The organism is Moorena sp. SIO4A1 (assembly GCF_010672065.1).
Lineage (GTDB): Bacteria > Cyanobacteriota > Cyanobacteriia > Cyanobacteriales > Coleofasciculaceae > Moorena.
This window is the reverse complement of sequence record NZ_JAAHHX010000008.1, coordinates 1-12,499: the sequence shown is the minus strand read 5'-3', so window position 1 is coordinate 12,499 and position 12,499 is coordinate 1. Positions and strand designations below refer to the sequence as shown.

11 protein-coding genes and 1 pseudogene are annotated in these 12,499 nt (G+C 44.8%); 5 read left to right on the top strand and 7 right to left on the bottom strand.

Features of this window, described 5'->3' with window-relative positions; genetic code table 11:
* Window positions 1-85: 85 nt before the first annotated feature.
* Together minE and atpD are read left to right on the top strand one after the other, a co-directional pair.
* Window positions 86-400: a cell division topological specificity factor MinE gene (minE, locus tag F6K53_RS08305; protein ID WP_293023248.1), complete on the top strand. Its 315-nt coding sequence runs from the start codon at window positions 86-88 to the stop codon at window positions 398-400.
* Between the two features lie 318 nt (window positions 401-718).
* The gene (gene atpD, locus F6K53_RS08300; protein WP_293023246.1) at window positions 719-2,167 is read left to right on the top strand and encodes a F0F1 ATP synthase subunit beta; all 1,449 of its coding nucleotides are present in this window, start codon (window positions 719-721) and stop codon (window positions 2,165-2,167) included.
* Between the two features lie 94 nt (window positions 2,168-2,261).
* Here atpD and F6K53_RS08295 read toward each other — a convergent pair whose 3' ends face one another.
* Window positions 2,262-2,468 (bottom strand): hypothetical protein, encoded by a 207-nt coding sequence (locus F6K53_RS08295; RefSeq protein ID WP_293023243.1) that lies wholly within the window; start codon window positions 2,466-2,468, stop codon window positions 2,262-2,264.
* Window positions 2,469-2,605: 137 nt separating this feature from the next.
* Between F6K53_RS08295 and atpC the strand changes: the two genes are divergently transcribed.
* Entirely contained in the window at window positions 2,606-3,016 is a 411-nt protein-coding gene (atpC, locus tag F6K53_RS08290) for an ATP synthase F1 subunit epsilon (protein WP_070391911.1), read from the top strand.
* Window positions 3,017-3,296: 280 nt separating this feature from the next.
* Here atpC and F6K53_RS08285 read toward each other — a convergent pair whose 3' ends face one another.
* Window positions 3,297-3,596: a 30S ribosomal protein PSRP-3 gene (locus tag F6K53_RS08285; RefSeq protein WP_075897825.1), complete on the bottom strand. Its 300-nt coding sequence runs from the start codon at window positions 3,594-3,596 to the stop codon at window positions 3,297-3,299.
* A gap of 174 nt (window positions 3,597-3,770) precedes the next feature.
* On the opposite strand from F6K53_RS08285, the gene F6K53_RS08280 reads away from it, so the two are divergent.
* A complete protein-coding gene (locus tag F6K53_RS08280) occupies window positions 3,771-4,589 on the top strand; it encodes a TIGR01548 family HAD-type hydrolase (RefSeq protein ID WP_293065025.1) in 819 nt (272 codons plus the stop codon).
* Between the two features lie 241 nt (window positions 4,590-4,830).
* Here the strand turns inward: F6K53_RS08280 and F6K53_RS08275 are convergent, their stop codons facing one another.
* From F6K53_RS08275 to F6K53_RS08265, 3 genes are read right to left on the bottom strand one after another with little or no spacing between them, the layout of a single operon-like run.
* On the bottom strand, window positions 4,831-5,658 hold the full coding sequence (locus F6K53_RS08275; protein WP_293023236.1) for a carbohydrate ABC transporter permease: 828 nt from the start codon (window positions 5,656-5,658) through the stop codon (window positions 4,831-4,833).
* Window positions 5,659-5,672: 14 nt separating this feature from the next.
* Window positions 5,673-6,629, bottom strand: a complete 957-nt coding sequence (locus F6K53_RS08270; RefSeq protein WP_293043309.1) for a sugar ABC transporter permease — start codon at window positions 6,627-6,629, stop codon at window positions 5,673-5,675.
* 3 nt (window positions 6,630-6,632) lie between these two features.
* Window positions 6,633-7,895: an ABC transporter substrate-binding protein gene (locus F6K53_RS08265; RefSeq protein ID WP_293064514.1), complete on the bottom strand. Its 1,263-nt coding sequence runs from the start codon at window positions 7,893-7,895 to the stop codon at window positions 6,633-6,635.
* Window positions 7,896-9,179: 1,284 nt separating this feature from the next.
* Here F6K53_RS08265 and F6K53_RS08260 point away from each other — a divergent pair.
* The gene (locus F6K53_RS08260) at window positions 9,180-10,625 is read left to right on the top strand and encodes an MFS transporter (protein ID WP_293023230.1); all 1,446 of its coding nucleotides are present in this window, start codon (window positions 9,180-9,182) and stop codon (window positions 10,623-10,625) included.
* Window positions 10,626-10,958: 333 nt separating this feature from the next.
* Here F6K53_RS08260 and F6K53_RS08255 read toward each other — a convergent pair whose 3' ends face one another.
* Together F6K53_RS08255 and F6K53_RS08250 are read right to left on the bottom strand one after the other, a co-directional pair.
* On the bottom strand, window positions 10,959-11,780 hold the full coding sequence (locus F6K53_RS08255) for a tetratricopeptide repeat protein (protein ID WP_293023228.1): 822 nt from the start codon (window positions 11,778-11,780) through the stop codon (window positions 10,959-10,961).
* Between the two features lie 235 nt (window positions 11,781-12,015).
* Window positions 12,016-12,375, bottom strand: a pseudogene (locus F6K53_RS08250) (transposase); the annotation flags it as partial.
* Between the last annotated feature and the right edge of the window lie 124 nt (window positions 12,376-12,499).

The window sequence follows — 12,499 nt, the reverse complement described above, 5'->3', positions numbered from 1 at the left end:
ACATTGTGAATTGCCAACAACTAGTTTTGCCAAAGAGCCTCTTCCTTCTCCCCCTGTGTGATTATTCACTACTCCAAAAAGCCCCATGATTATCGAAATTCTAGAACAACTTTTTTCCTGGAGGAGTGCTCAAAGCAGCCGTGAGGAGGCTAAGCGCCGCCTCCAACTGGTAATTGCCCACGATCGCTCTGACCTGAGTCCTAAAATGGTGGAGTCGATGCGGCAAGACATCCTGGAGGTGGTCTCTCGCTACGTTGAGATTGATCCCGATGGGTCAGAGTTTTCCTTAGAAAGCAACCAACGGGCAACAGCACTAATTGCTAATCTACCCATCCGACGAGTTAAGGAAAAACTACTAAAGGAAGAATACCAACGCTTCACTCAAGACGAAGAAGAGTAAGTCTCTAGTAGCTGAAGGGGTGACAAGCTACTTCAAAAGTAGGCCGGTTGTGGGGTAAACCGGTTTGGGGTGTCTAGCTAAATTGAGGCTATTACTTGGCTGAACAATTATCGGATCACCTTTGAAGGTGATTATGAACCAAGGTCTCCTCCTATGGTCACCCCTAAGGGATGGAAGCTAGAGTCGTGTTTATATTTAATTTGGGATCAACTTCCGATACGGTTGAACCCTAACAATGGTAATCTTGAGAGTGGCATTACTAAATGTTAAGACTGTTTTCCAAAATCTGTAACAATAGCTTGACTAAATAAGCGCAATATGGTAGGCACCGCAGAACAAACAAACACGGGCGCTATTGCCCAAATTATCGGTCCGGTTGTTGACGTAGAGTTTCCCAGCGGCAAAATGCCGCAGATTTACAATGCCTTGAGAATTGAAGGCAAAAATGAAGCTGGACAAGATGTTGCTGTGACCTGCGAAGTGCAGCAGCTTCTCGGGGATAACCAAGTGCGCTCTGTTGCCATGAGTGGTACAGACGGTCTGGTGCGGGGTATGGAAGTTATTGATACTGGTGCCCCCATTAGTGTACCCGTCGGCAAGGCTACCTTAGGACGGATTTTCAATGTCTTGGGTGAACCAGTAGATAACAGAGGACCGGCAGAATCTGAGGAGCGCTTCCCAATTCACCGCCCTGCTCCCAAGTTAACCGAGCTGGAAACCAAGCCCTCAGTATTCGAAACGGGTATTAAAGTAATCGACCTGCTGACTCCCTATCGACGCGGTGGTAAGATTGGTCTTTTTGGCGGCGCTGGAGTCGGCAAAACTGTGATCATGATGGAGTTGATCAACAACATCGCCACGAAACACGGTGGAGTATCAGTATTTGGCGGTGTAGGAGAGCGTACCCGTGAAGGGAACGACCTCTACAACGAAATGATGGAATCCAAGGTAATCAACCCGGATGATCTAAACGAGTCGAAAATTGCCCTAGTTTATGGTCAGATGAACGAACCCCCCGGTGCGAGAATGCGGGTGGGTCTGTCAGCTTTGACCATGGCTGAGTACTTCCGGGATGTGAACAAGCAGGACGTGTTGCTGTTTATCGATAACATCTTCCGATTTGTACAAGCCGGTTCGGAAGTGTCTGCTCTTTTGGGAAGAATGCCTTCTGCTGTAGGATATCAACCAACTTTGGGAACAGACGTAGGTGCTCTGCAAGAACGGATTACCTCCACTAACGAGGGTTCAATTACCTCGATTCAGGCAGTATATGTGCCAGCTGACGACTTGACCGACCCAGCCCCAGCAACTACATTTGCTCACTTAGATGGTACAACAGTGTTGTCCCGTGGCCTAGCATCTAAGGGAATTTACCCGGCTGTGGACCCCCTCGATTCTAATTCAACTATGCTGCAACCGAGCATTGTGGGAGAAGACCACTACGGAACAGCTCGTTCTGTGCAGGCAACTCTACAGCGTTACAAGGAACTCCAAGACATTATCGCGATTTTGGGCTTGGATGAATTGTCCGAGGATGACAGACTAACGGTGGCTCGCGCCCGCAAGATTGAGCGCTTCTTGTCTCAACCGTTTTTTGTAGCTGAGGTCTTCACTGGTTCTCCTGGTCAGTATGTTAGCTTGGACGATACTATCAAAGGCTTCCAAATGATTCTGAAGGGCGAATTGGATGACCTTCCCGAGCAAGCCTTCTACATGGTGGGCAGTATTGATCAAGCGATCGCTAAAGCTGAAAAACTAAAGAGTTAAGTCAGGTTTGATGCTAATAAGGTTATCAAGGTTGAAGGTTGAAGGTTATCAAGGTTGAAGGTTGAAGGTTATCAAGGTTGAAGGTTGAAGGTTATCAAGGTTGAAGGTTGAAGGTTATCAAGGTTGAAGGTTGAAGGTTATCAAGGTTGTTCGCGTAGCGTGGCCGAAAGGCCAAGGTTATCAAGGTTGTTCGCGTAGCGTGGCCGAAAGGCCAAGGTTTGGTATTTAAACAGCAACCTAGTAACCAGTAACCAGTAACCAGTAACCAGTAACCAGTAACCAGCAACCTAGTAACCTTCAACCAGTTAACCTGTAACCTGTAACAATTAACCTGTAACAATTAACCTGTAACAATTAACCTTCAACCAGTTAACCTGTAACCTGTAACTTTCAACCTGCTAAACTGCCAAAGTCCAACAAACACAATTGATTCTGCTGATGGCTTTAACTGTTCGTATTATTGCTCCCGACAAAACCGTCTGGGATGACCAAGCACAGGAAATAATTTTACCCAGCACTACCGGTCAGCTTGGGATATTGAGTGATCATGCTCCTCTGTTATCAGCGCTGGATACTGGTGTGATGCGAATTCGTTCAGACAAAGAGTGGATACCAATTGCTCTTATGGGTGGATTTGTGGAAGTTGAAGATAATGAAGTGACGATTCTTGTCAATGGTGCTGAGTCCAAAGATGAAATTGACAAGGATGCTGCAGGTGTTGAGTTCAACGAAGCAAAAGCTCGTCTAGAAGAACTTCAAAACGAGGAGAATACCCAAGAAAAAATCCAAGCAACTCAAGCCTATAAGAAAGCCCGTGCTCGCTTTCAAGCTGCTGGTGGCATGGTGTAGTAACACAAGGGTAAATTCTAACCCCGTAAACGAAGTAAGGAAGGCATGTAAACCTTATAAGCTCCGCGCTCTCCACACCCCCCGAAACAGGGGGGTAGGGGAGCGTCTGGAGTTGGTCAAGGTCAGTCTTTTGCTTGGATTAAGGTAATTGGATTAAGGTAATTGGATTAAGGACGTTGTTCAACTAAGGAATCATCTCAACGATGGTCGGATGAGTGGTCAGTTACCAATTCCCAATTCCCAATTCCCCTCAATCATTAGATTAATCAGCAAGGCTGGATTAAGCACTACCAGTAAAAACGACTTCCGGGAACTTAGCCTGAGCCTCAGACATAGGTCTACGCCTACCTTCCTCTTGCCAGTAGTTAATAACTTCAGTGGCTTTGTTGAGGATTTCAATGCGATCAGCTTCAGTAATCCAGTGTTTGGCTTCCATCTCATCCTTGAGCTGTTCCCAGGCATCGTTCCGGGGCCAGAAAAAGTAACAAGTTAATGGGCTGGTGCCTTTGCCGACAATTTGATCAACTGCCAGGGCTACATTCTCATCTAGCCAGAGAACTTTTAATAGAAATTTTGACAATCAGGCCTCCCTCAGATATCCCAGGTTATCTTTAACTATAATCTATTGTACAATTGATGATTTTAGCGCAAGAAGACTGTTCTTGATCAAGATTCAGGGATAGGTTTGTAGTTAAATAGTTGGTAGTATTGGTGCTGATCAGCAATATTGGCTCAACTAGCCCAAGCGTGCATGATGCCTAGTTCAGAAACATTTATTCCTAACTTTAATGCCATAGTGGTGTTCGACATTGACGGCGTGGTGCGTGACGTTAGTGGTTCTTACCGTAGAGCGATCGCAGATACGGTAGACCATTACACTGGTGGTGCCTATCGACCCACGATGGTAGAGATTGACCAACTCAAATCAGAAGGGCTATGGAATAACGACTGGGATGCATCGCGAGAATTAGTTTATCGCTACTTTGAGGCTCAAGGAAAAACGAGATCCCATTTTTCTCTCGACTATGAAGCCCTTGTTGATTTTTTCAATTCTCGCTATCGAGGAACAGATCCCAACCATTGGACTGGGTACATTTGTGACGAACCGTTATTGTTACAACCCAGTTATTTACAGAGTTTGACAACAGCAGGGATTCCTTGGGGTTTTTTCAGTGGGGCAACACGACAGGAAGCGAACTATGCCCTAGAAGGACGACTTGGTCTCGAACGGCCTGTTTTAATTGCGATGGAAGATGCTCCTGGTAAGCCTGACCCTACAGGACTGTTTGCCGTAGTTCTACAACTAGAACAGAACCACCAAGTTAAGGTGAAATTGCCAGTTATCTACGTTGGTGACACAGTTGCTGACATGTACACTGTTGAAAAAGCCAGAGACTCTCATCCAGAACGAGTTTGGGTTGGGGTAGGGATTTTACCCCCTCATGTGCAGGAGATACCAGAACACCGGGAGGCTTATGGAGAGAGGCTAAAAGCTGCTGGTGCAACAGCGGTTTTTAATAATGTTGAGCAGCTGACTCCTGAACAGATTCAGAAAATAGTACATCAGGGTTAATGGTTGTTAATAGTTGAACGCGCACCCGTGGCCAAAAGGCCAAGGTTGAGAGTCCTTGAGGTTAAAAGTCAAAGTCAATAGTCAATCTTCCAAAAATTCACAGGTTGACGAAAACAAAAGCGAGGTCTTGGGGTTACCCCCAAGACCTCGCTGCATTAAAAGCGGGAAGCTCTTGACCTTGCCATTGGCATATCCGTTTCTCTGTGTGTAGTGGGACTTGACCCTTTACCCTTTCACCAGCTCATCCTTTAGAGCCAGTAAATGTTACCCCAGAGATAAAGTAACGATTGAAGAAGGCGTAAATCCCCAAAGCCGGTATAGTAAAGACCATTGAGGCTGCCATAATGTAGTTCCAATAACTAATGTATTGCCCCTTAAAGGTATTTAAACCTAAGGGAAGCGTAAACATTCCTGGGTCAGAGGTAATCATTAGGGGCATTAAGAAATTATTCCAAGACCCCATAAAAATAAAGATCGCTTGTGCTGCCAAAGCTGGCTTGGCTAAAGGCAGGACAACCTGCCAAAAGGTTTCCCAGCGACTTAATCCATCCAAGGCAGCAGCCTCTTCAAGTTCCTTAGGAAAATTGATAAAGAACTGCCGCATCATAAAAATAAAGGTGGCATTCACTGCACTCGGTACAATCAATCCTTGGTAGGTATTCAGCCATCCCAAAGACTTTAAGATTAAATAACCAGGAATTAGGGTGACTTGTCCAGGAATCATCAAAACTGCCAAGATTATTCCCAACAATAATGAATTACCTGGAAACTTAACTCTGGCTAAGGCATAACCTGCCATTGAGTTAAATATAATATTCAAGCCTGTTACACAAACACCAACCAAGACACTGTTTAAAAACCAGCGCCCAAACAAAGGGGATTCAATGAAAATATTGCGGTAGTTATCGAAGGTAAAATCATGGGGTATAAAATTCAACCCGCCAGCGATAATTTCCTCAAGGGGTTTAAAGGAGGCTGATAAAGCCCAAGCAAAAGGTAAAAACGTAATAATGGCATAGAGGATAAGAATGCCATAAAATATCCCTCTGATCCAACGAAAATTATTCACTCTTCTTTGATCTCCTAATTCGCTTTTTCTTCTCTAAAGAAGCCGCGTTGAATCAGTGTTGTCACTAGAATTACACCAGCTAACATTAATGCCAGTGCAGCGGCGTAACCCATATCCAGACTTCTAAACGCATACTGGTAGATCAGAAGCACAACCGTCAGGGTTGAGTTGTTTGGACCACCGGTGCCACCCGAGAAGATGTAAGACTGGTCGAATAACTGAAACGTGCCAATGATACCCATAACCATAACGAAAAATGTAACTGGTTTGAGTAAAGGCACGGTAATATTTATGAACTGATCGAACTCATTGGCCCCATCAAGTTTTGCCGCTTCATAAACGGACCTAGGTATATCTTGCAGCGCTGCCAGGTAAATCACCATGAAAAACGGTGCTGTAGACCAAATATTCATTATCATAATGGATTTGAGAGCCACACTTGGGTCTCCTAGCCAGTTATAGGTCGGTAAACCAAAGAAGTCTAGTAATCCATTAAGTAGACCATTAGAATTATAAATCCAGATAAATATCAGGGTTAAAACCGCTGATGAAGTGACAGTCGGGAGAAAGAAAATAATCCTGAACCATTTTTTTCCTTTAATTTCTTTATTGAGGACTAGAGCTAAAACCAGAGCAAGGATTGTTTGACAAGGAACAACAATAATGACATACTCAATTGTATTTTTTAGCGCAATCCAAACTCGCTCATCCTCAAAGGTACGGAGGAAATTTTTTAACTCGACAAATCGGTAACTCAGGCCTCCTAAAATCTCAACTTTATGGAAGGAAAGGAAGATTGCATAGATAATTGGTGCAATCAAAAAGGTTCCTAAAACTAGAATAGTAGGAGCCATGAAGAGGTAGCCAGATATAGCTTCCCTAACTTTGGCTTTCTGCCAAAATCTCTTCAATATGACATCCCTCGATTTGACGTTTTGGTCAACTCCAAGTTTAGCTTTAGCTAGTGACATTTGTTAGTAGTTACTCGCTTGAATTTCTTTGTTAGCAGTTTGTTGTGCTTTTTTCATGGCTGACTTCAAGGATTGCTCACCCAGTAAAGCACTAAGAAACTGATTGTCGAAATGGGTCATAAATATTGGCAATTTTTCATCCTCTTGCCAAATCGTGGCGTAGTCAGCACCAGCAATAAAGGGGGTGTAAAGAGGATTTTGTTCATAGCCAAGTTCTGATATGACTGATTTCCGAGCCGGGATTGCCAATCCTCCGTTCGCCCAAGCTTTCATTCCTTCCTTGCCAGTCAAATAAGAAATCAGTTCCCAGGCAGCCTCTTTATTTTTGGCTTGCTTATTCATGACATAAGCAACGGTATAAACCATACTTCCTTTGTGGTTACCAATACTGGGAACTTCCGCAGTGGCAAACTCAATTTTGGGAAATGTCTGTTGTAGGTAAGGAATCGCATAGCTACCTTCAATAACCATTGCTGCCTTCCCTTGGCCAAACATTTCGCTCCCAGAACTAGCTCCAACGTCTGACGGTATGGCAGCAGAATGGTTTTCTCGATACATATCCATCAAAGGTGTTAGACCTGATAGACTTTGCCGAGTCGCGAAGACAGCCTCGCCTTTTTGGTCAACTAACTCACCGCCAAAGGCTTTGATCATGAAGTAGTGACGAGAGAGTTCTGGCGTGATCCCTAATCCATATATGTCAACCCTGCCATTGTGAGTTGTATCCCTGGTCAATTTTTTGGCATAGTCCTCTAACTCTTCCCAGGTTTGGGGAGGGTTGCTTATACTGAGTTGATCGAAATATTTTTGATTGTAGAAAAGGGCAAGGGTTGTAAAATCCTTAGGCAATCCGTAGGTTTTGCCTAAGGATTGGAAGGCTTCCGAGAGATGGGGAGCAAAGTCATCTAAATCTAGGTCCTGGTCCTCAGTGATGTAATCATCAAGAGGCTCCAAAACGCCATGATTCATGAGTAAGGGAGCATCTAGGGCGTCTACATAGAAGACATCAGGAGCAGCATCACCAATCAACCGAGTCTTAATGACATCCATATATTGGTCAGTGATCACTTCAAACTTGACTTTTATGCCAGGATGTGATGCTTCAAACTCCCTCAGTACCTGCTCAAGGAGCTGTTTTTCCTTCGGGCTGCTCTGCCAGCCGCTGAGGGTCACAGTAGAAATGTCACTGGCGATACTGCGGCTACAGCCAGTTAGGAACAGAATTAGAGATAGTAAAATTAGACATCTCGAAAGGATTTGCTTCATGATAAGTAAGGACGGCAAGGGCACCTCCCCTGGAAAACTTATTTCCCGTCTGAGGAGGTGGCTATATACCTAGAAATAATTAGTAAATACAGATGAAGATATGGTTCTTGAGATAACTCGACATCCAAGATGGCTTTCTACAGCTTATTTCTTAAGGTGTCCAAGATGGCTTTCTACAGCTTATTTCTTAAGGTGTCCTTATTTCTTAAGGTGTAAAGCTGTTACTAGCCATATTTATTGGGGTAAAGCTAGCTGTTAGTAGCCAACTTTATTATTGCTTATCCTTATTATACCACCACTTATCTTTAGCTTTAATTATGATTAACCATGATCCCCATCAGGGCTACACTCTTGACTGACTCAACTACGCAAACCGGAGATCAAGACTATGAAGGCGATCCCGCCTTTTTTTTGTCCGTAGCAAGGTAGTGGGAGCTCTTGCGCACGATCTGTCAGATGAAAGATTTCCGTCAATATACTTAATTGTATTTTTGTTGCAATATTTTAATTTTTTTGAGATATTATGTATAAGGTACCCTGTTGCCCCAGGGATAAAAAAGGCAACAGCTGTACCTCGGTCAGTATTGATATGTAGATATTGATATGTAGATATTGATATGTAGATATCGATTCTGGCTACATCGGGATTCCTAAACAAGGGAATAAGGCATTGGCGTGATTTTTCCTCATGATCCATGTCTAGCCCCCTTGCTCCCCCGTTAATTGAATAGCGTAGCCTCCGCTGCTATACCCCGTCATGACCATAGCTCTCCCCGTAGGGCATAGCCCTTAGGAAGTAACCCTTAGGGATGCTCGAAGAGTAATACTTTTCGTATTTCTAAGGGGTTGGGTGAAGGCTAGAGAATAAGTGTTATTGAAAGGTAGCCCTTCTCGAAAAGTAAGGGTTACCGGAGTGTATAGCAGATGTCGCAGGAGCTAGACCTTGCCGGACTCTACCAAGAGTACGGAAGGCTATGGTAGGTCTTCTGCGAGAGTAAGCAAGTCTTACTTCCCTCGTGATTTAAATGGCATAGACTCCTCTTTTAAAACCCCTTTTAGCCGAAGGGGGTTTTAAAAGAGGGTATAGGGGGGATTTAAGAGCAAGCCAAGAGGGTTACGCTATGGGCACGCTACGCCCATCAAGAAGGGGGATGCTGTAGGGAGGATATGGCATAGGAGTTTCGACCTGCCTGCCGATCCAGTACAGGTGCTACCTGAACCAATACGATTTACTCGTCTCCATTTCGCCATTTAAGTCCTCTCTATCTAGCTACCTGAACCGCTATGCTCAGACTCATATCCGATGTCGCCCCAGAAGCTCCGTCTTTGCCGCGATTGCCAGATTTGCTCAAGTCCCTAAACAAGGAAGCACGACCGCCGCTTAGCCCTACTGAAAAAATTCCCAAGGGAGAGATTCGCTCTAGCTTAAGGGCTGCCAACATTGACGGTGTGTTTTCCACCTTCTTTGGCTGTGTCACGGCTGAGGTTTTGCTGACTAACTTCTTGCTGCAACTGGGGGCTAGCAACTTTGAAATCGGTATTCTCACAGGAATACCTCTACTCGCGAATTTTCTACAGCCTATTGGTGCTTATTTATCTGATCGATCCTACAGTCGCCACTGGTTTATCCTGAAAACCTTCGTTCCTTCACGACTACTGTGGTTATTTGTCCTAGCAGGAATTGGGATGTTCTGCACTGGTCTGGCTCCAGCTCATCATCTGGTGTTGTGTACACTGGCGATTAACCTGATCACTCACATTTTTGGAGCTTTGGGTAGTCCCTCTTGGGCTAGCTGGATGGCGGTGTTAGTTCCTGTTCGCCTGCGAGGGCGATATTTTGCACTGCGCAATAGCTTTAATCATTTAACCAACCTACTGTGTGTTCCCCTACTCGGATATATTGTTTCTACCTGGGGAGGTGGCCAAGTTCAAGGCTACGGCGTAATCTTGATTTTGGCTATCATAGCTGGAATACTCAGTTTACTTTTTCAGTTCTTCATGGTAGATGTCACTCCTCAGATACCTTCAAAAAAGACTGCGAAGACTGATGAGACTACTGGTGAAACCTTAGAGTCTGAGGATCAACCCACACCTTCTGATTATGTTGCCTTATTGAAAGATACAAACTTCCTAATCTTTGTACTCTTCTTTGGATTGTGGGTTTTTTCCTTCACCCTCAGCAATCCGTTTTTCAATGTTTATCTGCTCGACAATTTGGGCTTAGATGTTGGTTGGGTAACCCTCTATACGAGTCTGATGGCTGGAGCAAGTTTATTGACACTGATGTACTGGGGTAAGTTGTCTGACCTGATCGGGAATCGCCCAGTACTAATGATTGTTGTGATCATGCTATCTGTGATTCCCTTACTTTGGCTTGGCATCAGCAGCCCAACAACTCTCGCTCTTTGGGTTTGGCTACCCCTTTTATTCTTCGCGACAGGTTCATCTGTGGCAGCCATTGACCTGTGTGCCAATAACATCCAAGTGGAGATCTCACCAGTCCACAAACCCTCCACATATTTTGCGGCGGCTGCAGCATCAGCTGGATTAGGTGGTGCTATAGGTAGTACATTTGGTGGCTTTTTAGCCGAGTTACCTCACTTCGGTGGTTTGCCAACATTATTTGCCCTCTCAGCAGCCCTGCGATTGGCTACCCTTTTACCTTTGGTATTTGTCCAGGAGCCACGGGGTCGGAACCTCAAACAACTGCTTGTTGGTAAGCGTGCTTGAGAATCAATAGTTTAGTCAAGAGTTATGAGTTTAGGGTGCGAACGCACCCTAAACGTAGGTTAAGACTTAACGTTATTGGGTAACTCCTAAAGTATTGACTCTTGAGAAAAGCTAAGGTTGATCAGGTTAATTTCACTTAAGTTAATTTGTAAGCATTCAGCTATCAGTTATCAGTTATCAGCTTTTTAATAAAATAGGTAAAAATTGGTTTAATCTCTGTTACGTCAGCACCTCAAGTAGCGAATGACTGACGGCTGGCGGCACCTCAAGTAGCGTGAGCTTTTAGCTGACGGCTGACGGCTGACGGCTGACGGCTGAATCCTTACGTTAATTTCACTTAAGGTTTAAGAAATTTGCTAACGCCTCAACCATCATTGGTGGCCAACGGCGGACATGCTCTACCCAGTCCAAGTCTTGGTAGCGCTTGTCGAGACCAACGGCTGCCACCCAGTTACTCTCAGCTTCCCCCCGTTTTCCGTTAGCCCACAAAACGGCTGTTAAAGCAGCTCGCAGATCGGCAAATTGGGAGTATTTTCGGATGGTATTGCGCATGATGCCCATGGCTTCTTTGGTTTCACCAATTTGATATAGGGCCAGAGCATAGTTAGCATAGGCAAAGGCAAACTTGGGCGCTAACTCGATGGATTTTTGGTAATTTGCGATCGCTTCTGTCCATTGGCCTAGTCCTGCCTTGGCATTCCCTAAGTTGTTGTAAGCCATGGCATCATTGGGATCAAGTTTTAGCAATCGCTCATAGTCAGCAATGGCATCTTGCCATCGCCCTTGTCCTTCATAGGCAGCACCGCGATTTAGATAAGGGTCAGTGGCTTCTGGTGCTAACTCAATGGCGTGAGTAAAGTCTGCGATCGCATCTTCTAATTTATTCTGGCTGACTCTAAGGTTACCCCGATTACTCCAACCCACGGGATTATCTGGCAACAGCTCAATTAGCTGAGTCCAGTAATTTTCAGCAGTGGGGAATTTCCCCTGATTCGTAGCAGCAAATGCCTTTTTCCTTAACTGGTTAATTTGTTTGATCTGAGCCTTAGTCAATTCTGGGAATTGGGTTTGCGCCATTGCTGGGGGTGTGATGATCGTAGGAGCCGATACAACGACAAGCAGTAAAATCAGTAAAATTCGAATCAAGCGTTTCATATATTATTTCAACTCACACCGCAATCTTGATATTCCTTGCTACTGACTATTAACTAGTGACAGCTCCTACACTGACCTTACAGGTTCAGTGTAGGCTTCCCAGCCAATCCGGGCATCCCTTAGGAGGCGCTGGGCTTTAAGAACGGACTGCCGAGAGACGAAACCTTAGATAGTGGAGCCTTTATTGTTAGTCGGCTATGCATAAAAGGGTTAAAACTTTTTGATTAAGGCTCCACTATCTTACGGTAACTTCAAACCCTGCCGCTCTATTTCGTATATTGATAGCTGCATTATGATCGCGGTCAAGACTGCATCCACAATGGGGACAATCATGCCACCGGACATGCAACTTCTTGGGGACTTTATTGCCACAATTGGAGCAATTCTGTGAAGTATTTTTGGGGCTTACTGGAACCGTTAACAAGCCAGCATTCAAGGCCGTAGGCCACGCTACGCGAACGGCTTTGCTTGCTAGGATTGTCAAGAAGCTTGACCATCCCGCATCCAACACAGATTTAGCCAATCGGGACTTAGCCAGTCCTTTAACATTTAGTTTTTCATGAGCGATTACATCATACTTTGATAGTAGGTGGTTTGTTAGAGTCGATGTCCCCTATTAAGGGGAGCACCTCTCCTTCAGAACCGTGCATGAAGCTTTAACCTCACACGGCTCCTAGATATCCTTTCCTTTCGGAGTGCTCCAATGTATCTGTTGGTGG

Bases quoted from the DNA above. Each gene is read 5' to 3' on its own strand.
- F6K53_RS08255 (WP_293023228.1), bottom strand. From the start codon at position 11,780: ATGAAACGCTTGATTCGAATTTTACTGATTTTACTGCTTGTCGTTGTA.
- minE (WP_293023248.1), top strand. From the start codon at position 86: ATGATTATCGAAATTCTAGAACAACTTTTTTCCTGGAGGAGTGCTCAA.
- F6K53_RS08260 (WP_293023230.1), top strand. From the start codon at position 9,180: ATGCTCAGACTCATATCCGATGTCGCCCCAGAAGCTCCGTCTTTGCCG.
- atpC (WP_070391911.1), top strand. From the start codon at position 2,606: ATGGCTTTAACTGTTCGTATTATTGCTCCCGACAAAACCGTCTGGGAT.
- F6K53_RS08265 (WP_293064514.1), bottom strand. From the start codon at position 7,895: ATGAAGCAAATCCTTTCGAGATGTCTAATTTTACTATCTCTAATTCTG.
- atpD (WP_293023246.1), top strand. From the start codon at position 719: ATGGTAGGCACCGCAGAACAAACAAACACGGGCGCTATTGCCCAAATT.
- F6K53_RS08280 (WP_293065025.1), top strand. From the start codon at position 3,771: ATGCCTAGTTCAGAAACATTTATTCCTAACTTTAATGCCATAGTGGTG.
- F6K53_RS08270 (WP_293043309.1), bottom strand. From the start codon at position 6,629: ATGTCACTAGCTAAAGCTAAACTTGGAGTTGACCAAAACGTCAAATCG.